At 57.0% G+C, this 22,344-nt stretch carries 26 protein-coding genes; 7 read left to right on the forward strand and 19 right to left on the reverse strand.

Annotated features, from left to right (window positions below; translation table 11 throughout):
- The first annotated feature begins 2 nt into the window (after positions 1 to 2).
- From ACR0AU_RS08095 to ACR0AU_RS08105, 3 genes are all read left to right on the forward strand, one after another.
- Positions 3 to 2,018 carry an acetate--CoA ligase family protein gene (locus tag ACR0AU_RS08095; protein ID WP_170732762.1) on the forward strand — a complete coding sequence of 672 codons (2,016 nt, stop codon included), beginning with the start codon at positions 3 to 5 and terminating at the stop codon, positions 2,016 to 2,018.
- 3 nt (positions 2,019 to 2,021) lie between these two features.
- Positions 2,022 to 2,801, forward strand: coding sequence for a carnitinyl-CoA dehydratase (locus tag ACR0AU_RS08100; RefSeq protein WP_170732763.1), 780 nt, complete (start codon positions 2,022 to 2,024; stop codon positions 2,799 to 2,801).
- A 147-nt stretch (positions 2,802 to 2,948) separates the two neighbouring features.
- Entirely contained in the window at positions 2,949 to 3,530 is a 582-nt protein-coding gene (locus ACR0AU_RS08105) for an XRE family transcriptional regulator (RefSeq protein ID WP_170407703.1), read from the forward strand.
- Positions 3,531 to 3,544: 14 nt separating this feature from the next.
- Here ACR0AU_RS08105 and ACR0AU_RS08110 read toward each other — a convergent pair whose 3' ends face one another.
- The 3 genes from ACR0AU_RS08110 to ACR0AU_RS08120 are packed head-to-tail and all read right to left on the reverse strand — an operon-like array spanning position 3,545 to position 5,603.
- Positions 3,545 to 4,342, reverse strand: coding sequence for a metal ABC transporter permease (locus tag ACR0AU_RS08110; protein WP_170407700.1), 798 nt, complete (start codon positions 4,340 to 4,342; stop codon positions 3,545 to 3,547).
- Positions 4,342 to 5,088 (reverse strand): metal ABC transporter ATP-binding protein, encoded by a 747-nt coding sequence (locus ACR0AU_RS08115; protein WP_170407697.1) that lies wholly within the window; start codon positions 5,086 to 5,088, stop codon positions 4,342 to 4,344. Before ACR0AU_RS08115 ends, ACR0AU_RS08110 begins: the two co-directional genes overlap by 1 nt.
- Before the next feature lie 2 nt (positions 5,089 to 5,090).
- Positions 5,091 to 5,603 carry a Fur family transcriptional regulator gene (locus ACR0AU_RS08120; RefSeq protein WP_170407694.1) on the reverse strand — a complete coding sequence of 171 codons (513 nt, stop codon included), beginning with the start codon at positions 5,601 to 5,603 and terminating at the stop codon, positions 5,091 to 5,093.
- A 56-nt stretch (positions 5,604 to 5,659) separates the two neighbouring features.
- Here ACR0AU_RS08120 and ACR0AU_RS08125 point away from each other — a divergent pair, with 56 nt between their 5' ends.
- On the forward strand, positions 5,660 to 6,784 hold the full coding sequence (locus ACR0AU_RS08125; protein WP_170407690.1) for a metal ABC transporter solute-binding protein, Zn/Mn family: 1,125 nt from the start codon (positions 5,660 to 5,662) through the stop codon (positions 6,782 to 6,784).
- A gap of 335 nt (positions 6,785 to 7,119) precedes the next feature.
- Here ACR0AU_RS08125 and ACR0AU_RS08130 read toward each other — a convergent pair whose 3' ends face one another.
- The 4 genes from ACR0AU_RS08130 to ACR0AU_RS08145 all read right to left on the reverse strand — a co-directional run bounded on the left by ACR0AU_RS08130 (position 7,120) and on the right by ACR0AU_RS08145 (position 10,751).
- Positions 7,120 to 7,365 carry a 6TM ABC transporter family protein gene (locus ACR0AU_RS08130; RefSeq protein WP_170732765.1) on the reverse strand — a complete coding sequence of 82 codons (246 nt, stop codon included), beginning with the start codon at positions 7,363 to 7,365 and terminating at the stop codon, positions 7,120 to 7,122.
- Positions 7,350 to 7,592 (reverse strand): 6TM ABC transporter family protein, encoded by a 243-nt coding sequence (locus tag ACR0AU_RS08135; RefSeq protein ID WP_170732766.1) that lies wholly within the window; start codon positions 7,590 to 7,592, stop codon positions 7,350 to 7,352. The genes ACR0AU_RS08130 and ACR0AU_RS08135 overlap by 16 nt, the downstream gene beginning before the upstream one ends.
- Before the next feature lie 371 nt (positions 7,593 to 7,963).
- Entirely contained in the window at positions 7,964 to 9,112 is a 1,149-nt protein-coding gene (locus tag ACR0AU_RS08140) for a TolC family protein (RefSeq protein ID WP_170732767.1), read from the reverse strand.
- A 445-nt stretch (positions 9,113 to 9,557) separates the two neighbouring features.
- On the reverse strand, positions 9,558 to 10,751 hold the full coding sequence (locus ACR0AU_RS08145) for an alpha-D-ribose 1-methylphosphonate 5-triphosphate diphosphatase (RefSeq protein WP_480444198.1): 1,194 nt from the start codon (positions 10,749 to 10,751) through the stop codon (positions 9,558 to 9,560).
- Between ACR0AU_RS08145 and ACR0AU_RS08150 the strand changes: the two genes are divergently transcribed.
- Positions 10,750 to 11,421: a DUF1045 domain-containing protein gene (locus tag ACR0AU_RS08150; protein ID WP_480795526.1), complete on the forward strand. Its 672-nt coding sequence runs from the start codon at positions 10,750 to 10,752 to the stop codon at positions 11,419 to 11,421. The genes ACR0AU_RS08145 and ACR0AU_RS08150 overlap by 2 nt on opposite strands.
- On the opposite strand, the gene phnN is transcribed toward ACR0AU_RS08150, so the two are convergent.
- The 7 genes from phnN to phnG are packed head-to-tail and all read right to left on the reverse strand — an operon-like array spanning position 11,397 to position 16,353.
- Complete coding sequence (gene phnN / locus ACR0AU_RS08155) at positions 11,397 to 11,948, reverse strand: phosphonate metabolism protein/1,5-bisphosphokinase (PRPP-forming) PhnN (protein WP_170596223.1); 552 nt, start codon at positions 11,946 to 11,948, stop codon at positions 11,397 to 11,399. The two genes, ACR0AU_RS08150 and phnN, sit on opposite strands and share 25 nt — an antisense overlap.
- Positions 11,945 to 12,628: a phosphonate C-P lyase system protein PhnL gene (gene phnL, locus ACR0AU_RS08160; RefSeq protein WP_170394324.1), complete on the reverse strand. Its 684-nt coding sequence runs from the start codon at positions 12,626 to 12,628 to the stop codon at positions 11,945 to 11,947. Before phnL ends, phnN begins: the two co-directional genes overlap by 4 nt.
- A gap of 3 nt (positions 12,629 to 12,631) precedes the next feature.
- The gene (gene phnK, locus ACR0AU_RS08165) at positions 12,632 to 13,402 is read right to left on the reverse strand and encodes a phosphonate C-P lyase system protein PhnK (protein WP_170394315.1); all 771 of its coding nucleotides are present in this window, start codon (positions 13,400 to 13,402) and stop codon (positions 12,632 to 12,634) included.
- The gene (locus tag ACR0AU_RS08170) at positions 13,399 to 14,250 is read right to left on the reverse strand and encodes an alpha-D-ribose 1-methylphosphonate 5-phosphate C-P-lyase PhnJ (protein ID WP_170732770.1); all 852 of its coding nucleotides are present in this window, start codon (positions 14,248 to 14,250) and stop codon (positions 13,399 to 13,401) included. The genes phnK and ACR0AU_RS08170 overlap by 4 nt, the downstream gene beginning before the upstream one ends.
- Complete coding sequence (locus tag ACR0AU_RS08175; protein WP_480795527.1) at positions 14,247 to 15,335, reverse strand: carbon-phosphorus lyase complex subunit; 1,089 nt, start codon at positions 15,333 to 15,335, stop codon at positions 14,247 to 14,249. The genes ACR0AU_RS08170 and ACR0AU_RS08175 overlap by 4 nt, the downstream gene beginning before the upstream one ends.
- On the reverse strand, positions 15,335 to 15,898 hold the full coding sequence (gene phnH, locus ACR0AU_RS08180) for a phosphonate C-P lyase system protein PhnH (protein ID WP_170732772.1): 564 nt from the start codon (positions 15,896 to 15,898) through the stop codon (positions 15,335 to 15,337). The genes ACR0AU_RS08175 and phnH overlap by 1 nt, the downstream gene beginning before the upstream one ends.
- On the reverse strand, positions 15,898 to 16,353 hold the full coding sequence (gene phnG, locus ACR0AU_RS08185; protein ID WP_480795528.1) for a phosphonate C-P lyase system protein PhnG: 456 nt from the start codon (positions 16,351 to 16,353) through the stop codon (positions 15,898 to 15,900). Before phnG ends, phnH begins: the two co-directional genes overlap by 1 nt.
- A gap of 81 nt (positions 16,354 to 16,434) precedes the next feature.
- Here phnG and phnF point away from each other — a divergent pair, with 81 nt between their 5' ends.
- A complete protein-coding gene (phnF, locus tag ACR0AU_RS08190) occupies positions 16,435 to 17,154 on the forward strand; it encodes a phosphonate metabolism transcriptional regulator PhnF (RefSeq protein WP_170561621.1) in 720 nt (239 codons plus the stop codon).
- On the opposite strand, the gene ACR0AU_RS08195 is transcribed toward phnF, so the two are convergent.
- The 5 genes from ACR0AU_RS08195 to phnC all read right to left on the reverse strand — a co-directional run bounded on the left by ACR0AU_RS08195 (position 17,151) and on the right by phnC (position 21,816).
- Positions 17,151 to 17,768 (reverse strand): DapH/DapD/GlmU-related protein, encoded by a 618-nt coding sequence (locus tag ACR0AU_RS08195; RefSeq protein WP_480795529.1) that lies wholly within the window; start codon positions 17,766 to 17,768, stop codon positions 17,151 to 17,153. The genes phnF and ACR0AU_RS08195 overlap by 4 nt on opposite strands.
- Positions 17,768 to 19,093 (reverse strand): phosphonate ABC transporter, permease protein PhnE, encoded by a 1,326-nt coding sequence (gene phnE / locus ACR0AU_RS08200; protein ID WP_170732775.1) that lies wholly within the window; start codon positions 19,091 to 19,093, stop codon positions 17,768 to 17,770. Before phnE (ACR0AU_RS08200) ends, ACR0AU_RS08195 begins: the two co-directional genes overlap by 1 nt.
- Complete coding sequence (phnE, locus tag ACR0AU_RS08205; RefSeq protein ID WP_170732776.1) at positions 19,090 to 19,965, reverse strand: phosphonate ABC transporter, permease protein PhnE; 876 nt, start codon at positions 19,963 to 19,965, stop codon at positions 19,090 to 19,092. Before phnE (ACR0AU_RS08205) ends, phnE (ACR0AU_RS08200) begins: the two co-directional genes overlap by 4 nt.
- Positions 19,966 to 20,030: 65 nt before the next feature.
- Positions 20,031 to 20,942 carry a phosphonate ABC transporter substrate-binding protein gene (gene phnD, locus ACR0AU_RS08210; RefSeq protein ID WP_170407648.1) on the reverse strand — a complete coding sequence of 304 codons (912 nt, stop codon included), beginning with the start codon at positions 20,940 to 20,942 and terminating at the stop codon, positions 20,031 to 20,033.
- A gap of 58 nt (positions 20,943 to 21,000) precedes the next feature.
- Positions 21,001 to 21,816 (reverse strand): phosphonate ABC transporter ATP-binding protein, encoded by an 816-nt coding sequence (gene phnC, locus ACR0AU_RS08215; protein ID WP_170422930.1) that lies wholly within the window; start codon positions 21,814 to 21,816, stop codon positions 21,001 to 21,003.
- 284 nt (positions 21,817 to 22,100) lie between these two features.
- Between phnC and ACR0AU_RS08220 the strand changes: the two genes are divergently transcribed.
- Positions 22,101 to 22,328: a hypothetical protein gene (locus ACR0AU_RS08220; RefSeq protein WP_170509507.1), complete on the forward strand. Its 228-nt coding sequence runs from the start codon at positions 22,101 to 22,103 to the stop codon at positions 22,326 to 22,328.
- The last annotated feature ends 16 nt before the right edge of the window (positions 22,329 to 22,344 follow it).

Below are 22,344 nucleotides of genomic sequence, written 5' to 3' on the forward strand. Positions count from 1 at the left end.
GAATGAGCAAAGATATCTCCCGTCTTCTACGCCCAGAATCCATCGCGGTGATCGGCGGCGGCGCGTGGTGCCAGCAGGTTATCCTGCAGTCGGAACGCATGGGCTACGCAGGGAAAACCTGGCCTGTCCATCCCAAGGCGGATGAAATTGCCGGGCACAAGGCCTACGCACGGATTGAAGACCTGCCATCGTCCCCGGACGCGGCCTTTGTTGGCATCAACCGTCACGCCACCGTTGAGGCCGTTCAGGTTCTGTCAGACATGGGCAGCGGCGGCGCAGTTTGCTTTGCCTCTGGCTTCTCGGAAGCTGCAGCCGAGGATCAGGCAGGAGGAGATTTGCAATCAGAGTTGATCAATGCAGCAGGCAGCATGCCCATTCTTGGGCCGAACTGCTATGGCTTTATCAATGCGCTTGATGGTGCGCTATTGTGGCCCGATCAGCATGGAGCCGCTCGGGTAGATCGAGGCGTTGCCATTCTGACCCAGAGCTCCAACATCTCGATCAACCTGACTATGCAGAAACGAGTCCTGCCGATTGCCTATATGGTGACTTGCGGAAACATGGCGCAGACCAGTCAGGCTGAGATTGCCATGTCGCTGATCGATGATCCACGGGTCACTGCGGTCGGTTTACATATCGAGGGCTTCAAGGATATCCGCGAATGGGAGGCCCTTGCTGCCAAAGCACATCGGAAAGGCGTGCCTCTGATCGCACTTAAGGTGGGTGCATCCGAACAGGCGCAGGCAGCAACAGTTTCTCATACCGCCTCACTGGCTGGGAGCGATGCGGGTGCGCAGGCTTTGCTAAACCGGCTGGGCATCCCGCGCCTGTCCTCGCTGCCCGAGTTTCTGGAAACCCTGAAATTGTTGCATTGTTATGGGCCTTTACCGGGGGACAACATTGCTTCGATCAGCTGCTCGGGCGGCGAGGCCAGCCTGATCGCCGATATGGCGATCGGCACCGGCCTCAGATTTCCAGAACTGTCCAGAGATAAGCAAACCCGATTACGCGATGCGCTTGGTCCGATGGTCGCACTAAGCAATCCACTCGATTACCACACCTATATCTGGCGCGATGAAGAGGCGATGGCGAACGCCTGGGCGGGAATGACTGGCGACGACATAGATCTGACATTCACGATCGTTGATTACCCGACCACCGATCCCACAGATTGGGCCGCTGCCACGCGTACAGCACAAAAAGTGCGGGCAGATACGGGTGCGCGTTTTGCTGTGGTTTCTACCCTGCCCGAATTGCTACCTGAGGATGTAGCACAAACCCTAATGGAAGCCGGTGTGGTACCCCTCATGGGTCTCCGCGAAGCCCTTTCTGCAACGCGCGCGGCGGGTCAGGTCGCCGTACCTGCAAGCGCGCCAATCTGCTTGCCGGGTACGTCTGATGTCAAGCATACGCTGTCCGAAGCCGAGGCCAAGCAAGCTCTGGCTGCCCATGGTTTGCGCATCCCTCGAAACAGGTCCGTTCGTGGCGCAAAGGAAGCCCTCAGCGCGGCGCAAGAAATGGAAGCGCCATTTGCTGTCAAAGGCGTCGGCCTTGCCCACAAGTCCGAACATTCCGCTGTACGATTGAGGGTTCAGGCTGCCGATGTGACAGGTGTGGCAGCGGATATTGGAACCGATGAGATTCTGATCGAAGAGATGATCACGGGTGCGGTGGCTGAAATCCTAGTCGGTGTGGTGCGGGACCCTGCCCATGGCTTTGTGCTGACAATAGGGGCCGGTGGTGTCTTGACCGAAATATTGCGCGATACCACCTCTCTTCTGGTCCCGGCAACATCCGACAGTATTCGCGCTGCTCTCGGCGAACTAAAGATCGCGTCATTGCTGGCAGGCTATCGAGGCCAACCAGCGGCTGATATGGATGAAATCGTTGCCGCCATTCAGGCCGTTCAAGACTATGTAATGCAAAATGCCGAAACGCTCGGCGAGGTCGAAATCAACCCGCTTCTCTGCACGCCCACCCGGGCGGTGGCGGTGGATGCGCTTATCAGAAAGGCCTGAGAAATGGACCCGATCAAGACCCGCCGTGACGGCGCAATTCTCGAAGTGACGCTGGATCGGCCAAAAGCCAATGCAATCGATCTAGTTACCAGCCGCATCATGGGGCAGGTATTTGCCAAGTTTCGCGATGATCCCGAACTGCGCGTCGCGATCTTGACCGGAGCAGGTGACAAATTCTTTTGCCCCGGCTGGGACCTGAAGGCAGCCGCCGAAGGCGATGCCGTAGATGGAGATTATGGTGTCGGTGGCTTTGGCGGTTTGCAGGAGTTACGCGATCTGAACAAACCGGTCATCGCGGCCATCAATGGTATTGCCTGTGGTGGCGGGCTCGAGCTTGCGATTTCAGCCGATATGATCCTGGCCGCTGAACACGCAACTTTTGCCCTGCCTGAGATTCGATCCGGAACCGTTGCAGATGCGGCGAGCGTCAAGCTACCCAAACGCATTCCCTACCACATCGCGATGGAGCTATTGCTGACTGGACGCTGGTTCGATGCCGAAGAAGGTCAGCGTTGGGGCTTGGTCAATGAAGTCCTGCCTGCCGATCAACTGATGGATCGTGCCTGGGAATTGGCGCGTCTGCTCGCCTCGGGTCCTCCGCTGGTTTATGCTGCGATCAAAGAGGTCGTGCGCGAAGCTGAAGACAGCAAATTTCAGGACGCCATGAACCGCATCACCAAGCGCCAGCTGCGCACCGTCGATATCCTCTATTCCAGCGAGGATCAGCTTGAAGGCGCAAAAGCCTTCGCTGAAAAGCGTGATCCGGTCTGGAAAGGAAAATAAGTTCAAAACACCGCTGCCTTCATCGCATTGGCGCAGTTTTGCGCCAATCGCTCAGCTAAGCTTGTTTTTTGTTAGAACACACTTTTACTATCCTGCAATTCAGGCCACAGCTACTTTAACTGGAAGAAGGAATGTCAAAGCGGCCCGATGCAGGACAAGAAAACAGAACCAGAACTTGAGATCGGGCGAACCCTGCAGCGTTTGCGACAGGAACGTCAGCTCACGGTGACCGAACTTGCTGCGCAGTCAAAGGTTTCCGCGCCCATGATCAGCCGAATCGAAAATGGTCATGTGTCGCCGTCCCTTAGTACCTTACACGCGTTGGCAGATGCACTATCTGTCTCTCTGATGGCGATGTTCAGCCATACCGACACGACCTCGGATGTGCATCACGTTCAGGCGGGAACCGGATTGCCGTCGCGGCGTATCACACCAGACCATGCCCATGACTATCTACTGCTCGGCAAACACAGCGGGCCTAGCGGGTCATTCCAATCCGCACGCATCCGCATCTCAAAACAAGACCAACGCAAGTTGCCTAACTATCAGCACGAAGGCTACGTCTTCATCTACATGATTGAAGGCAGCGCCATCTATGGCTGTGGGACCGAAGAGTTCGAGATTTCAGAAGGTGACACGCTCAGCTTCGACGCCAAGCTCCCACATGGGGTGCGGGACATCCTGTCAGACGAAATTGAATTCGTGACCGTGTCGACGCGACCGCATTGATCTTTGCAGATGCCCTAGGTTCCACGCCGCGTTTGCCATCCGATCAGGCTGAAACACGCAAACACTACTGCGGCAACACAAACAATGGATGGCCCTGCAGGCGTATCAAATATGTAAGCAGCCCGTAGCCCGGCGATTGCGGAAAATGCACCAATCGCCGCCGCAATCAAAGCCATCGCTTCCGGTGATCTGGCCAGACTGCGCGCAGCCGCCGCCGGGATGATCAGCATTGCAGCAATCAAAAGAACACCTACGACCTTTATCGCCACGGCCACTGTAACTGCCAGAGACAGCGTCAGGATCAACTGCTCTCGCTTGGGGTCAAAGCCGCTGGCATAGGCCAACTCTTCATTCATGGTCGCCGTCAAAAGCTGCGACCAGCGCCATACGATCAGGGCCACGACAAGCGCTGCGCCCCCCCAGATCACAACCAGATCGGTGCGTGACACGGCCAGAATATCACCGAAGAGATAGGCCATCAGGTCGATGCGAACACCGGACAGGAACGATACGGCGACTAGACCGAAGGCAAGTGCAGAATGTGCTAGAACACCCAGCAGTGTATCCATCGCGTAGCCACGTCCGGACAACAGTGTCACGGTAAGTGCCATTGCAAGCGCAACAGCTAGCGCCCCAGTAAAGATGGACAGCTGAAACGTCAGCGACAAAGCGACACCCAGGATTGCCGCATGGGCGGTGGCATCCCCGAAATAGGCCATTCGACGCCAGACAACAAAACACCCCAGTGGTGCCGCAGCAAAAGCAACGCCAACACCTGCAAGCGTCGCGCGCGTCATGAAATCATCCAGCATTATTCTGCGGCTTCCTGAGAGGTTTCACAGTGACCGTGATCGTGATCATGGTCGTGATCATGGCGATAGAGGGCCAGTGCGCCTCCGGTACCCGTTCCGAACAGGGCCCGATATTCCGGGGCCGAAGCTACGACTGCGGGGGACCCTTGGCAGCACACATGACCATTGAGGCAGATCACCCTGTCCGACGCGCTCATGACCACGTGCAATTCATGGCTGATCATCAGTATGGCGCATCCGGTTTCACGCCGGACCTCCTCGATCTGACGATAAAACGCCGCAGACCCCGGTTGGTCGAGACCCTGAGTGGCTTCGTCCAAAAGCAGAACGTCGGGCCGATTGATCAACGCCCGCGCCAGCAAGACGCGCTGAAACTGTCCGCCTGACAATTGCGACATTTGGCGCTTTAGCAGATCCGGCACCCCAGCAGTTTCAAGCGCTTCTGTACATTGAAGCCTAGAGACACGATCCGTCAGACGCATGAATCTTTCGACTGATATCGGCAGGGTCGGATCAATGTGCAGTTTTTGGGGGACATACCCGATTTTTAGCCCAGGCTTCAGCGTAACCTTACCTTCTGCAGGCTTGGTCGCGCCAATGACGGCACGCAACAGGCTGGTCTTTCCCGATCCGTTTGGACCAACGATCGTCACGATTTCACCAGCCTCGATCGTCATGCCGACATGGCGCAGAACGGTATTCGCGCCATAACGCACGCTGAGGTTCTCAACGGTGATCAGGGTCATGTCTACGCCTTTTCGGTGCAGTCTGGGCAGAGTCCCTCGGCTTCTACAACGGTTCGCTCGATTTCGAAACCCGCCGCGCGCGCAGCTGCGCCGAGGACGCCTTTGGATGGCGCCGACTGGGCCTCGGCAACAGCATCGCACTTTCTACAGATCATGAAAGCCGGGGAATGCGACGCTCCTGGATGAGAACAGGCCACAAAGGCGTTCAAACGTTCGATCTTGTGGACGAACCCGTTCTGGACAAGAAAATCAAGCGCGCGATAAGCCACCGGCGGCTGAGAGCCAAAACCGGCTTCGCGCAAACGGTCCAGAATAGCGTATGCCCCGAGCGACTTGTGGTCTTGCAACAGCATTTCAAGAACTTTTCGCCGCACAGGGGTTAGCCGCAACCCTTCTTCCCTGCACCGAGCATCCGCTGTGGCCAACGCCGTTTCGACGCAATTCTTGTGATCATGCTCCTGAAATCCTACCGGCGCATCTTCACCAACCGAAATGGGGTGCATCTCACTTGTCATGTTATACCATATCATATATGCCGCTCGTAACGTTATAAAATCACACAGAGGGTCTGATGTCCAGAAAGCTGCTCCCACTATCGATTACCGCTGCATTGATGGGCGGAACCGCCATGGCGGATGCACCCAAGGTTGCGGTTGACATCGCACCCGTTCACTCACTCGTGGCCCGGGTGATGGAGGGGGTAGGAACGCCTGAATTGATAGTGCAGCCCGGTGCCTCGCCACACGAATACAACCTTCGTCCGTCAGAAGCAGCCGCACTGCAAGAGGCAGATCTGGTATTCTGGATTGGCGAGGACCTGACCCCGTGGATGGAAGGCGCAGTCGAGACGCTCAGCGACGGGGCGACTGTTACGGCGTTGCTTGAGTCGGACGGAACGGTTCTGCTCGATTTCCGTGAAAGTGCTTTGTTCGAAGCGCATGACCATGGCGACGACGAAGATCATGGGGATGACGATCATGACGATCACGACCATGCTGAGGATGATGGTCATGATCACGACGACCACGACGATCATGCAAAAGACGATGACAACGATCACGAGGATCATGCCGAGGACAAAGAGCATGATGATCATAATCATGACGAAGAGCATGCGGATGAGCATGACCACGATGATCATGAGGACCACGCCGGACATGACGACCATGAGGGCCACGCGCATGGCGAACATGATCCGCACGCCTGGCTCTCTCCGGTCAACGCAGAAATCTGGCTGAAAACGATCGCGGCGCAGCTTTCTTCGGCTGACCCAGACAACGCAGGTGCTTATTTTGCAAATGCGGCAGCTGCGCGTGAAGAAATGGCTGCTTTGTCAGCGGAAGTGGCCGAAACGCTGGCGCCGGTCAAAGGTGGCAGCTTCATCGTGTTCCACGATGCCTATCAATATTTCGAAGATGCCTTTGGCTTCCCGGCCTCGGGTGCAATTTCCCTCAGCGATGCGACCGATCCAAGCCCGGCAAGGATCGCCGAAATTCAGGGGCGTATCCGCGACGAAGGTGTGGATTGTGTCATGGCTGAACCCCAGTTCAACCCCGGAATTGTCGCAACCGTTCTCGACGGCACCGAAGCCAAAACCGGCATCATGGACCCGCTGGGATCTGATCTGGAACCCGGAGTAAATCTGTACCCGCAACTCATCCGCAATCTGGCCAAAACACTGTCTGAGTGCCTTTGACTCAATCAACAGCCTGGTTGGGAGTTGGTTCCGGCCAGGCTGAAATCTGACAGAGTTTTCCGCTCTTCGCTCCGACAAAGTCATCAGTATTCGGCTACCGGCCTCTCTAAGCTGCCCAATTTGGCGGTTAAGCTGCCGGCGCAAGTCAATCATCGCCAGCGGACTTTCGATGCCGTGCTCGACCAGAGGTTGGATCACGCCAATCTCTTCCTTCAGCAACGCCGCCTCCACACTTGTACGGTCGGGGAGATCAAATTCTTGTCCGGATATCTGAGCCTCAAGTCTTGCGCGCGACGCGATCGCAATCCCCTGTCGCGGCCTGCCAATCGCCTAGATCACGCCACGAATACGAAAGGGAAGGGCAGATCGACCAAAGCAACCAGCGAGGCAGACGTAAAGAAATCCCTCACGACTTCAAAGTCCTGAAGGATCGAGGCCATGCGTCCATTCTGCCCGCCCCGGGCTTTCATTATAAGCGCCATCAACTGATTGAACAGCCGCTCGGTGATCTTCAGGTCCGCCCGTTTTCCCGCTGCATCGATGAACCGTGTCCGCAATTTCTTGATCAGGAAATCGAACAACAGTGCAAGGCCACCCCGACGACTAGAGCCAGCAAGCTATCAACCACTTCGTTTGGCAGAATGGGGTCATGAACGACCATGGTGAACCGCGACGTCACCAGCCCAAGCACGCTTGTCACCATCGCGGCCAATAGGATCTGAATGTAGACCCCGCGCAGATCGCTGAACGCGGACCAAAACCGATGACCTTGTGGCGTAAACGATTCTCGTTCCAGCGGCGCGAGCATTATGCTCGCAATATCCTGCGCGTCTTGCGCAGTCGTGTTTCCTGTCGCCGCCAGATCTGAGGTTCGCTGAATCCGCTGCTGGCATCGATCACAAGAAAGCGTCGGTGTCTTCTCGATCCAGAACCACTAAAGGTTGAACATCTGGGGCAAACGCCAGGACCAGAAACAAGTTCAGGTCCAGTTTCAGTAACCGCGCTTTCCCAAAACCTGACTGTAGCCCACCGCTTCCACTGCGCTGACCGCCTAGGCGACTTCATTGCCCTAGAACACCCGAAAGATATCCACCTCGGACAACCCAAGACCCAAATGCTCTGTCAGTAGTCGGAGGTGCGTATTCAGCGGGTTAGTCGCAGTCGGGTTCACGACGGATATCACAAGGTTGGATCGGTCGGCTGTGCAACACCCAACGCGTCCAGGATATCGCCCGTGACCGCCAGCACGGCATATTCTGCACGACGTGCCTGAGCCTCAAGCTGGATCACCCGAACCTGCGCAAGATTCAACTCGCGCAACGCATCCAATATCTGTACCAGCGTGCTGCGCCCGATATCAAACTGTCCACGAGCTGCATCCAGCGCTTGCTCATTGATCTCGACAGCGCGCCGGGCTGTGGCGAGCCGTCGCTGAATTGAATTGGTCTCTTCCAAGGCCTGGGAGAGATTACGTTGCAACTCGCGCCGCAATTCTTCTTCATCAGCCCGGCTTTGTTGAAGATTCGCCCTTGCGGTTTCGACATTGGCGCGCGCGGATCCCCCTTGGTAAATCGGGACCGTTACACCCAATCGGGCCTGCACACCGTCGTCGATACTGCCCTGGTCGAAATCTGTCTCAAGAATCGCAGAGAGTGTTGGGCGGGTCGCTCGTTCAGCAACCACAACCTCTTGCGCACGCACTTGACTGAAGGCGACCTGAGTACGCAGACGCGGGCTGCGTGCAACCATTTGCTGCGAGGTGGCCGCTGCCAGAATGGGTGCGGGGGGGATGGTCGGAATAGCACCGGGTCGCGTTCCGAAGACTTCGACCCATGTTGCCGTCGCCAGTTCCACATCCGTCTGAGCCTGCGCTAATTCTGTCTCGGCATTAGACTTCCGCCCCTGCCCCGCCAGCAAATCCGCCACCGACCCCGCCCCGGCATCAAAACGGGACTGGAGGTCGCTGACCAAAACGTCCGTACGATCCAGATTCTGCTGGGCTTGTTCTTCGAGGCGGCGATTTCGATCCAGATCAATTATGGTTTCGATGGCCTCGAAGCTCAGCGCGCTCAGCTCTGACAATTCGTTTAACCAGGTCTGCCGGGCTTCAATCTGACGCAAACCCACACGACCCGAGACTTTGCCACCATCATAGATGATCTGGCTAAGCCGCAGGATCGGTACGGTATCCCCATCGGACGTCAGGGATGTCTCGGCCTCGATCTGCGGCAGGAACGCGCCTTGCTCGGCATCAATGCGGGATTTCGAAGCCAGAACGCTGGCGGCTCCGGCTGCGGTGGTGGGCGATGTCGCGACAGACCTTCGCACCAACTCAGCGAATTCAGTGCGTGCGACATTTCCCTTCAGATTATTCCCCCCCGATAAGGGAGCGGGGGCTGGTGTCGCCCCGGGATCAAAGGACTTGGTTCCCTGTAAATCCTGACTGCAGCCCGCCAAAATAATAGTGGCTATCACAACCGACAACCATGCCCTCATCCCGCCAAAGCTCCTGATTTCAACTCTGAGATAAGCAACAAATTTCCAGTCAGTTAATCGTGGAACTTGCTGCCCGCATTTTGCGTTACAGGAGAAAGTGCGGTAAAAAAGTAACCATATTCTTTACGAGTTTAATGTTCTGGCACGACATCAGTTTATCAAGATGCGGGTCCAGAAAAATCAAGCGGAGCAAGGGCGCAAATCCCATCTGATAATCCGCGAGCTTTCGGCCGCCAGCAATGTTCTGTTTAGCAAGTTTGATTCAACCAATCACAACTCATCCAACCTTGTTGCCTTGGCTCCAGACACCGCGCAAAACTGGTGTTTGACCCATGCGACGCACACGCAGAACGTCACCGCGTAGACCTACTTTCAGGATGCCACGGTCATCAAGACCGACAGCCATTGCAGGATTACGTGTAACCGTGGCCACAGCACGTGGCAGGTCGTCCCAAACACTGGCAAGATGAAAAGCCGACAGCAGTAGCGCAGAAGGCACATAGTCGGAAGACACAATTTCCAGAAGATCGGCCTTTGCAAGATCTTCAGCCGCGACATTGCCGGAATGCGAGCCGCCACGGATCAGATTCGGGGCACCCATCATGACGGCGATGTTGCGGGTACGGCAGGCCTCGGCCGCCTCGAACGTGGTTGGGAATTCGGCGAATGCCACACCATTTTCGGACGATTTTTTGACATGCCGCGCCGTGGTATCGTCATGGCTGGCCAGCGCGGCGCCAAGACGGGCGGCTTCGATCACTGCACCGGCTTCGTGCTTTTCTCCGAAACGCTGCTGTAGACCACGCAGGTTCTCGACATGTGCAACGAAATCGGCGTCGGTCATACCGCGCTTTTTGGCGACATAGGTCTTCAATGCACTCAGATCGCTGAATTGACGTTGACCCGGCGTGTGGTCCATCAGACTGACAATGCCAACCCTGTCTTCCGGCCCGAAGGTCGCCAATTCCTCAAGCAGTGTCTCCGAGCAGATCTCGGCTCGCAGGTGAAGGAAATGGCTGATCTTGAAATAGCCTGCGGCGCGCGCCGACAACAGTTCGTCCGCCAGTTTGCGGGCATAATCGATGTAACGGCCCTTGCCGCTGTGAATGGAACCTACTCGCATGGCGTCGAACACGGTTGTGATTCCGGTCGAAGCCAGCTCGCTATCATGCGCGATCAGGGCCGGAAGATGAGGCCAGTCCACTTCCGGGCGAGGCTCGATATGACGTTCGATATTGTCGGTGTGCAGCTCGACCAGTCCCGGAAGGATGTAATCACCTGCACAATCGACCGCGCCGGTCGGAACATGATCCCCTTCGGTGATCTCGGAAATGATGCCCTGTTCGATTGTCACCGAACCGGTTACTACCCGATCGGGCATCACAAGCTGGGCATTCGCAAGGCACAGATTATCTGACATATCGCTGTCACAAGCCTTTGCCAAAGAGGGCGCGGGAAAAGGGGAATTCATGTCATACTCTCGATTTGCAATCTACTACGTGCCGCCCGAAGGACCATTGGAACAGTTCGGCGCGCGCTGGCTGGGATGGGATGTCGTGCAGGGCTGCGAGGTGCCTCAGCCCGATCTGCCCGATTTGCATGACGTTACGATGACACCGCGCAAATACGGCTTTCACGGAACGCTGAAACCACCCTTTCAACTTGCCGGAGGTTATTCGCTTGAAGCCCTGAAAGCGGCGGCGTCTGAGATGGCCGCTGGCCTGGCGCCTTCGAGCTGTGAAGGGCTGAGTCTGACGAGGCTGGGCCGGTTTCTCGCTTTGACCCCACAGGGCGATGTTAGCGGCTTGCAAAGAATTGCTGCGGTCTGTGTACGTGAGCTTGACCCGTTTCGCGCCCCAACCAATGAGGCTGAACTTGAGCGGCGGCGCGGTGCAAGGCTGAGCCCACGTCAAGACGCACTGTTGATCGAGTGGGGTTATCCCTATGTGATGGACGAGTTTCGGTTTCACATGACGCTGACGGGTCGGCTGCCGAATGGCGATATTCCTGTGTGGACCGAGGCGCTGCACCGCCATTTGCCAGCCTTGCCCGAGCCCTTCGTCATCGACCAAATTGCCTTGTGCGGCGAGCGCATTGATGGGCGTTTCGAGCTTATTCATCGGTACGCGCTCGCTGGTTGAAGGACCTCCGCGGCGCGCGCAACCGTCTCGGCCAGTGGGCCATCGTTGGAAATGGTGATAACGCCCAACCCATCGGGCAAGGGTTTTTCTGCCTGAGCAAGCCGATTTGCAATCTCGCTATCGCTTTCTCGGCCGCGAGCCGCCAAACGCCGGGCAAGAGTTTCCGGCTTCGCGGTGATATTCAGGACAATGAAGCGCGGGAAATTTTCTGCGGCCTCGAGCAGAGCTTTACGCGAGAAATTTGCCAGACAGTCTGCGCCATCACTCAGCCGATCTTTGACGGCAACCGGTATCCCGTAGCAAAGCCCATGAGCAACCCAATGCATCGCAAAGGCGCCATTCGCCGCCATTTCTTCAAATTCGGCGAGTTCGACGGCGTCATAGTCTTCCCCGCCCAACTCTGGTGCCCGGGTGATGACGCGGCGCACCAAATGCAAATCGGGCAACAAGTCACAAAGCCCTAGCATCACACTGTCTTTGCCAGCCCCCGACGGGCCAACCACAGCGATGAGGCGACCCCGGGTCATGCCGCGACCTCGGGCGAAAACTGACTGGCGTCGATTTCGCGATCACAAACGCGCGCCCTAGCCGCTTCGTCATGGAAAATGCCGATGATTGCAGTACCACGCGCCTTTGCCTCTTCGATGAGCCTTAGAACAACCTCGCGATTGGCCGCATCCAGACTGGCAGTCGGCTCATCCAACAGCATCGCGGGATAAGAATGGGCGAACCCGCGTGCGATGTTGACACGCTGCTGTTCACCACCCGAGAAGGTAGTCGGTGAAAGGGTCCAGAGCCGCTCGGGAATGTTCAGTTGCCGCAACAGAGCTTCAGCCCGCGCCTTCGCGTCGGCAGCGGAAATGCCCACAGCCCGCAAGGGCTCGGCCACGACATCGACGGTGGGCACGCGCGGCACCACACGCAGGAACTGGCTGACATAGCCCAGAACCTCGCGGCGCAGGGCGATAACTGTCCGAGGCTCTGCCTGCACGATATCCACATCACCGATGCGAATTTCTCCGCTTCGGGCCAGATAGTTGCCATAGATCATACGCATGAGGGTGGACTTGCCCGCCCCCGACGCGCCCGTCAGCGCCACGCATTCGCCCGGAGAGACCGAGAAGGATACATCGCTCAGCACCTCGATCACGGCCGCACCTTGATTATGGAGAGTGAAAGTCTTTGAGACGTTGTTAAGCTCAATCATTGCTCACACCTGCAAAACGGAACTGACAAGAAGTTGGCTATAGGCGTGTTGCGGGTCATCAAGCACTTGATCGGTCAGGCCTGCCTCGACCACGCGGCCCGATTTCATCACCATCAACCGATCTGCCAGCAGGCGCACCACGGCCAGATCATGCGTGACGATGATCGCCGACAAGCCCATGTCGCGAACTAACCCACGCAACAAGTCGAGCAACCGCGCCTGAACGGACACGTCCAGACCGCCCGTTGGCTCATCCATGAACACCAGCCGAGGACCGGTCACGAGGTTTCGTGCAATCTGCAGGCGCTGCTGCATCCCACCCGAAAAGGTCGTCGGGCGATCATCCACACGGGAGGCATCGATCTCCACTCGTTGCAGCCAATCCGTAGCCTTGTCACGTATGTCGCCATAGTGACGCTCTCCAACGGCCATCAGCCGTTCACCTACATTCCCACCGGCACTGACGCCCATGCGCAACCCGTCGCGTGCATGTTGGTGGACAAAGGCCCAATCGGTACGGCTCAGCATCCGGCGCTCGGGCTCGGACATCGTTACCGTGTCCTGCGGACCTTTTGCGCGGGTGTCGAACACAACCTCTCCGGCATCCGGGGTCAGATGCCCGGCCATGCAATTCAGCAGTGTCGACTTACCTGACCCGCTTTCGCCAACGATCCCCATGACCTCACCGGGATAGAGGTCGAATGACACATCGGCACAGCCAATATTTGGGCCATAGCGCTTTGTGATGTCCCGAACAGACAGCAAAGGTGTCATGCAGCGTCCTTTCCTTTGTGACCCGCCGCCTGGCGCGCCTCGCAATAATCGGTATCCGAGCAGACGAACATCCGCCCACCCGCGTCATCGATGATTACCTCGTCCAGATAGCTGTCCTCGGCACCGCACAAGCCGCAGGCTTGGTCGGCCTTGGACGCCTCAAACGGATGATCCTCAAAATCCAGTGAGACAACCTGCGTGTAGGGTGGCAGCGCGTAGATCCGTTGTTCACGCCCAGCTCCGAACAGCTGGATCGCAGCCATATCACCAAGCTTTGGGTTATCGAATTTCGGGATTGGCGACGGGTCCATTACATAGCGGCCTTCGACCTTCACCGGGTAAGCATACGACGTCGCGATATGCCCGTGACGACTGATATCTTCGTACAGCTTCACATGCATCAGCCCGTATTCCTCAAGGCTGTGCATCTTGCGGGTTTCGCTCTCTCGCGGTTCCAGAAAGCGCAACGGCTCAGGGATAGGCACCTGATAGACAAGGATCTGACCTTCTTGCAGCGGCTCCTCGGGAATCCGGTGGCGAGTCTGAACCACGGAGGCGTCGCTTGTCGTTGTGGTTGTTTCAACCCCCGCAGTGCGTTCAAAGAAGGTGCGGATCGAGACCGCGTTTGTGGTATCGTCCGAGCCCTGATCGATCACCTTGAACGTGTCATCCGGGGTCAACACCGCGGCCGAGACCTGCACACCGCCCGTACCCCAGCCATACGGCATAGGCATTTCGCGCGAGGCAAACGGCACCTGATAGCCCGGGATCGCCAGACTTTTCAGAATTGCACGGCGGATCATCCGCTTGGTCTGCTCGTCCAGATAAGCAAAGTTATAGGCGTTCATTCCGCAGCCTCCTGCACCTGATCCGCGCCGGCCTCGCGGCGTAGTTTGCGCACCAGTTCCAGTTCAGACTGGAAGTCGACGTAATGCGGCAGCTTGATATGCTCTAGAAACCCCGTCGCCTGTATGTTGTCCGCGTGATAGAGGACAAACTCGGCATCCTGAGCAGGTGCGCCAACATTATCCTCACCCAGTTCTTCCCACCGCAGCGCACGGTCGACCAAAGCCATCGAGATCGCCTTGCGTTCCGTCTGACCAAACACAAGCCCATAACCTCGGGTGAATTGCGGCGGCTCGGTTTTGGAGCCCTTGAACTGGTTAACTGTTTCACATTCGGTCAGAACGACTTCACCGATTTCGATGGCAAAGCCGAGCTCAGGGATCTCCATTTCCACCGGAACGGACCCGATCCGAAGCTCTCCTACAAAGGCGTGATTGCGCGCGTATCCGCGCTGTGTGGAATACGCCAGACCGAGGGTGAAACCCTCATCCGCGCGGGTCAGCGCCTGAAGGCGCAGGGCGCGATCGGCGGGCATTTCAAGCGGCTCGCGGGTCAGATCAGGTGGCGGCGTATCGTCATGCGGCGCTTCTTCGATCAGGCCTTCGCGATTGAGGAAATCCGTGACATGCGGCACTTCACCCAGTTCAGCTTCGCGCGCTGGGGCTTTGGGCACCTCACCATCAGCAGCCAGTTTGAAATCCAGTAAGCGATGAGTGTAGTCAAAGGTCGGCCCAAGCACCTGCCCGCCCGGCAAATCCTTGAAGGTTGCCGAAATGCGCCGGTCGCAAGCCATTGCCCCGGTATCAACAGGCTCGGATGCGCCAAAGCGTGGCAACGTGGTTCGATAGGCGCGGATTAAGAAGATGGCCTCAATCAGATCGCCTCGTGCTTGCTTGATCGAAAGTGCGGCCAGATCAGGATCGAACAACGAGCCTTCGCCCATGACACGATTGACCGCCAGGCTAAGCTGTTCGCGGATTTGCGCGATGCTCAGTTCCGCCACATCGGTATCACCACGGCGTTCTTCGGCAAGCCAGGCGTGGGCATTTTCAATCGCACGCTCGCCACCTCTTACTGCGACATACATCAAGACACCTCGGTCGTTCTTGGCAAAGCCGCTAGGCGGCTGCCATTCGTGAAGATGAAGTCGAGCCCCAGTGGAAATAGCGTCTGATTATGCTGAAACGCCTCAAGCTCGGGCAATGAAAGCGCGGCTTTATCCTTGATTCCCGGACCTGTCAGTGTCGCCCCTGAAGCGATGAGTTCGGGGCATTCCACGATCAACGTGGCAGAACGATCCGGATATTCAGACGTCCCGATCGGGTATGCGTTCAATGGTTCCAGATCCGACCACGCACCAATGGCAAACATACAATGCGACGGGCCGGTCAGCGGTGCGCCGGTGTGGAATGCAAGCCAGCGGCGTACGGCGTCGCAATCTAGCGCACCTGCCAGATAAACGGGCGTCTCAGTGTCGCAAAGCGTCAACAACACCGCACCTGCTGCTGGTGACATTGGGGCCGGAGGAACTGCGCCAGAAATCTCTTGCACGGTACCGGGACGCGCCATTGCTTCCATCACGCTGCGAAAGGCGTGGGCAGATTGGATCGCGGGGTCCTTGAAACCGCCGATCAGGGCTTCTGACTGCATCAATCCTCTCCTCGTACCATGGTGAAGAAATCAACCTTAGTGGCTGCGGCTTTGGCGGCACGCGCGGCCTTTGCATTGGTCAGCTCATCTCGCAAAGGGGTCAGCACTTTTGTGCGCAACAGATCAGACACATCTGTCTGCATCAGTGCATCAACCAGCGCGGCGATTTCGGCATCTTCTTTCCGACGGCCTTGTATATAGGCATGTCCGACTTCGCCCGCTCCCAGAGTCAGCGCACAGCGTGTTACCGTCATTTCGCCCAGATTGAACGGCGCACCAGTCCCACCTGCGCGAGCCCGAACCATGGTGCTGCCAATCTCAGGAGCACGCAGCCATGTGAAGCCGGGGCGAGGCATCGCTGCATCCAACAGGGCGGCCACGCGTCCCTCCGGCGCTTTGGCCAGCAGGCTCATCCAAGCCTTCCGGTCCGCGTTTTCATCAAAAGTGTCTTTCATCTCGACAACTTTTCCATATACTATACAACTATACACATCTTATCATATTTGCCGCCGTCAGACAGAGGAATTTTGTGAAACTTGCGTGACACTCCCACCAAAACCCCGATCTGGAAGGCCATTGCCGACGCACTTCGCAGCGATATGGCCGAAGGGCGCTATGGCCCGGGTGATAAGCTGCCAACCGAAGCGGCACTGGCAGAGCGGTTCGGTGTGAACCGCCATACAGTGCGTCACGGCATCTCGGCCCTTGTGGATGAGGGCCTAATCCGAACGCGCCGGGGCGCGGGCGCTTTTGTGGCAGCCACGCCCACCGATTACCCCATCGGCTCGCGGGTGCGATTCCATGAAAACCTCATCGCTGCTGGTCGCAGACCAGAAAAGAGGGTGCTTCATGTTGAAGAACGGGCAGCGACCGAGGGCGAGGCCACCGCGCTGACTGTTTCACCCGGTGATCAGATCTGTGCGTATCACGGCCTCTCATTGGCGGACGGGCACCCGATTGCCGTATTCGAAAGCATGTTTTCTCTTGATCGACTGCCAGGCATCTGCGCAGCGCTACAAGACACCAGCAGCGTTACCGAGGCGTTAAACAGGTCGGGTGTCACTGACTATACTCGGGCCTCAACCCGTCTGACGGCCACGCGCGCCACGGCCACTCAAGCTCTGCATCTGCAGGTTTCGGAAGGTGATCCGCTGCTTAGATCATCCGGAGTGAATGTTGACGAACAGGGACAACCGGTTGAATTTGGCCGAACCTGGTTTGTTGGAGATCGGGTGACACTGACCCTTGAGAGTTAAGGCTCGTATTTCTCCAGAAACGCTTCCGCCGTCAGAGCACGGAAATCGTCGAGCGCCAACCGCAACTTGTCATGAGACCAATTCCACCAGGCCAATGCGATCAACCGATCGGCGATGTGTCGTGGCTGACGCAGTCGCAAGGGTCTTGCAGGTGTACCGGCAACAATTGTGTAGGGGTCTACATCCTTCGTCACCAAGGCACCCGCAGCCACAACGGCCCCGTCACCCAGTGTGACCTCGGGCTTTATCATCGCGCCTGCGCCAATCCATGTATCGTTCCCGATATGGACAATTCGGGATTTGCGGTGACTGAAAAACACCTCGTCCCGATCCGCATCGTCCCAATAATCGTTCGAGCGATACAGGAAATGGTGACAGGACGCCGTGTGCAGCGGGTGATCAGTCGCGCCGATCCGCGAAAACGCGGCGATGTTGGCGAACTTACCGACCTTCGCGTTGGCGATGTCGGCATAACGATCGCAATAGCTGTAGTCGCCCATTTTTGTATGTACGACGCGGCTGCCCTTGCCGATTTCAACATAGGCCCCGAACGTACTTTCGGTAATCTCACATTCGGGGTGAATGAAGGTCTGTTCCGCTGAAAGCCGCGCCATCAGTCTTTCCGCCCGATCAGCTTACCGCGCAACCAGCCCGAGGCCCAATCCATGAACATTACCATGATGATGATCAGGACAATGTAATAGGCGACCTCTTCCCAATCTTTCTGCGTCTGGATGGCTTGCGTCAGCATCAGTCCGATGCCGCCACCGGTGATCGCACCGATGATCGTCGCTGAACGTGTATTGGATTCGAGGAAATATAGAATCTGGGCCAGCAGCACGGGAACAACCTGCGGGATCACCCCGAACCGGTATCGCTGTAGCGGTTTGGCCCCGGTCGAGGACACCCCCTCGATCTGTTTCTGATCAACGTTTTCCAACGCCTCCGAGAAGATCTTGCCGAAGGTGCCCGTGTCGGTAATCAGAATCGCCAACGCGCCGGTCAATGGTCCTGGGCCAAAGGCCCGAGACAGAACCACAGTCCAGATCAATGCGTCCACACCGCGCACAAAGTCGAAAAGACGGCGCGTTGCGGCGCGAAGCAACATGATCGGCGAAAACCGTTTGGCGGCGAGAAAGGCCAATGGCAGCGCGATCATCGCGGCACCCATCGTACCCAGAAATGCCATCAGGATCGTTTCTCCGATGGCCCAGGCCACATCCTTATGCCGCCACATCGCGTTGTTCCACCAGTCAGAGATTGCGCCTGCGATATTCGAACGGCTTGGATCGATCTGCGCGCCAAACAGGATCTCTCCAAGCCCATGGCCGTGGTAGGGACTGTCAAGCGTGAACCAGAACAGCTCCCAACCCGGGAAATAGTTGAACACTTCAGTCCGAGCGCCCGTCATGGTGATCCGGCCCTCATGCGTTGTGACACCAACACGCCGTTCAGATGCGGAAATCCAGTCGGGCAGTTCAGAGGGCAGATTTGTCGTCAGGCGACGTCCCTTGGCCTGCACTTCGATCAGCTGGAAGTCAGGTATTTCAATCTCGGTCCGGTTGTCAGGCAGGAACCGCACGATATGATTGCGGCCCAGATCGATCGTCGTCACCTCTTCACCCGATACCCAGTCGGGGCGTTGACCCTCGGGATAAGTGCCCTTGCGCTCGCCCTCAACAGCATAGGTCACCTCACCGCTCCGATTATTGCGTGTGACATGCACTTTGTGTGACCAGCTATCAGAAGCCAGTGTAACGGCGTTGTCCAGATTGGCACGTTGCGCAAGGCCCGGCAGGTCGAAGGTAAAGAAGATGTAGGTGAGATAAACGAGGATCACGACAGGAATGCTAAAGCCGATCAATCGTTTACGCTTAAAAAGCTTTTCGGCGTCAAGCTTGGCCCCGTCCAGTCCGAAGTTCCAATCAATTGTGGTCATTGGCCCTGCCCTTCGGTCAGACGGTTGCGGTAGCGGCTGGACACCTGATCGAAGAATACGATGGTGCCGAATAGCAGGATGAAAATCGCGCCGGCCTCGTCAAAACGACCCGGACCCCAAGCCATGGCATTGCGCAGTTCGTAACCCAACCCTCCCGCGCCGACGAAGCCCAGGATGGCAGAAGCGCGAATATTGATCTCAAATCGCAGCAACGTGTAGCTGATATAGTTTGGCGCGACCTGTGGCAGGATACCCAGCATCATCTGTTTCGACCAAGTCGCCCCGGTCGAAGCCAACCCCTCAACCGGTTTCAGGTCAGCGTTTTCGGATACTTCCGAGAACATTTTACCAAGCGCCCCTGCGGTGTGGATTGAGATAGCGATCATCGCCGGCACCGGACCGCCCCCAAGGACGAAGATCAGCACAAGCGCGATAACGATTTCCGGCACTGCGCGCATAACATCCGAGATACGCCGGAAGACCGGGATTAAACCCGGCCATTTCGCCAGCCCGCGTGTGCCAAGAAGCGACAGGATCAGACCACCGATGGCCCCGATCAACGTGGAAACTGCGGCAATGTTCACCGTCTCAACCAGTGCAGGGAAGTACTTCACGATCAGGCCAGGCAGATCGGCCCGCTTTTCCCAAGCTTCAGACAGCACATCCGCCGGGTAATCACCGATCTGATACAATCCGTCCCAGAACCCACCCGCGTTTCGGGAATCCGCAATGTTGAAACCTGATACCATCAGGACCACAAAGATCAGCAGCGTCAGCCCGCCATAAAGCCTGCGCTTGTGAACTTGTGCCATATAGCTGGATTGAATGGTCTCAACGCCGCCTGGCGCCGCACCGATTGATAAATCTGCCATCCCGAGCCCCGAATGAATAAAGACCGGCAACCCCAATGGGTTGCCGGAAACGTCATGTGCGCGCGTTAGCCACCGATTTTGGCTTTGCGGGCCTCAACAATCGAGATGTAGGTGTCATGCGATACCGGCTGGAAACCCAGCGTTTCGCCTGCCGCCACACCATATGCGCAATCGGGGTCACGCTCGTGCAGGCCATCGACAAGATCTGTCATGGTCGCGCGGACATCGGCAGGCAACGCCTTGCGCAGAACCACAGGGCCTTCGGGGATAACGTTCGATTTCCAGATCTGGACCATGTCGTTCATGTCGACAAGACCTGCGTCAACCGCTTTGCGCAGGGCACCAGAATTGTATCCATCTTCCCAGTTGCCCTGACCATCGGCCCAGGTCACACCACCATCAATGTCGCCATTATTCACAGCGACGATCGTCTGCTCGTGGCCACCAGTGAATTTGACCTCACCGAAATACTCACCCGACTCCATGGTGATACCTTCTTTGTATTGCGGGATTTCGATCGACGGGATCAGATAACCTGAGGTCGAGTTCGGATCACCAAACCCAAACACTTTGCCTTTCATGTCGTCCAGTGAGGTGACGCCACTATCCTTACGGGCGAACCCGATCGAGTGATACCCGATTGAACCATCCACATTGACCTTGATCAGAACGGGCTCAACTGCTTCGGGGTCTTGCAGATAGGTGGCCGCGTAAGAAGAGGCACCCAGCCATGCCATGTCGAGTGTACCGCCCAACAGGCCCTGTATCACACCGTTGTAGTCCGCCGGGGCGAATAGCTTGGTCTCAACGCCTAACGCCTCAGAGGTATAGTCTGCAAGACATTGGTACGAGTTCATGCGGTCCTGGGCATTTTCACCACCGAGGATGCCAATGCGAAACTCGGTGATTTCTTCGGCAAGAGCAGCAGTGCTCAAAACGGTCGTGGCGGCAAACGCCAGTGCGAGGGTCTTTTTCATCATTTTCTCCGTTCGGTTAGATGAAGGTGGCCCGCGACGGACGCGGGGGGAAACTGGCTCAGACGTAGGCTTCCGCTTCGCGGACCTCTGGCCTGTCCAGTGTTTCGATCTCGGTCGAGGTTGCGGCCTCGGAAAAGTCTGCACCTGCACCGTAGATGTCGCGCGCTACGCCCGTGGTCAGCTGCGCAGGGGTGCCGTCGAACACAATCCGACCATCACGCATTCCGATGACCCGGTCGCAGTAGCGACGCGCGGTATCCAATGTGTGCAGATTAGCAATGACCATACGGCCGTCTTCTTCGTGAATGGCCCGCAGCGACTGCATCACAACCTGTGCATTCATTGGGTCCAGCGAAGCGATCGGCTCATCCGCCAGAATGATCTTCGGGTCCTGCATCAATGCGCGGGCGATGGCGACGCGTTGCTGCTGGCCGCCTGATAAGGCTTCGGCTCGCTTGGGTGCTTGCTCGGCAATGCCTAGCCGATCCAGAATTTCAATCGCCTTATGAATATCCGACCGCGGGTACAGGTTGAACATCGTCGAAAAGGTCGATTGCCTGTTCAGCGTGCCATGCAAAACGTTCGAGACGACATCCATGCGCGGTACAAGATTGAACTGCTGAAAGATCATCGCACAGCGCGATTGCCATTCGCGTTTGGCAGCACCGCGAAGCGCAGAAATCTCTTCGCCTTCAAAAGTAATTGTGCCGGTCGTTGCATCGCTCAGACGGTTGACCATGCGCAAAAGCGTGGATTTTCCAGCCCCGGAGCTGCCTATAATCCCGATCATGGTTGGCTTGTTGACGACGATATTCGCCGAATCCACGGCCCGTTTGTCACCAAACTTTTTGGTCAGCTTTTCAATTCTCAGCATATCGCCCCCATCGTTGCGAGGCGGATAGAACGTCAAAACAAAAGCTTCGTGACGCTTTTGAATCGTTTCGTTTACATCTACGCGAAAGATTTGTGACAGGCGCGATGATTGCCTGGTTCTGCAGTGTGTGGCGTTTCTCGCAGGACTCTGCGCGAGTTTTATCTACAGGGCGTCATAAAACTGTTACGCTTGAGCGCAGAAAGAACTAACCTTCACCTATGACCCGTCTTCATGCCAGCCTTCTTCTTCTATGCCTTGCGGTGCCTTCTACTGCGCAGTCTAAAATGGCGGATGTCAGCTGTGATGACAGCGCGCGGATGGCACAGACACTGAAACAGGTTCTGGGAGCCGAACGTCAGGGCATGGGTTTGCGCGATCCCGAAACAATGCTGGAGGTTTGGGTCAAACGCACAAGCGGAGACTGGATGATCGTTCAGAACTACGCCAACGGTACTTCATGCATCGTCGCGATGGGGGACCATTGGCAAGGTGAGGTACCAGACCCGGCTTAGGCAGGTGTCAGCAGAC

The sequence above is a fragment of the Ruegeria sp. CG1 genome, assembly GCF_056537265.1.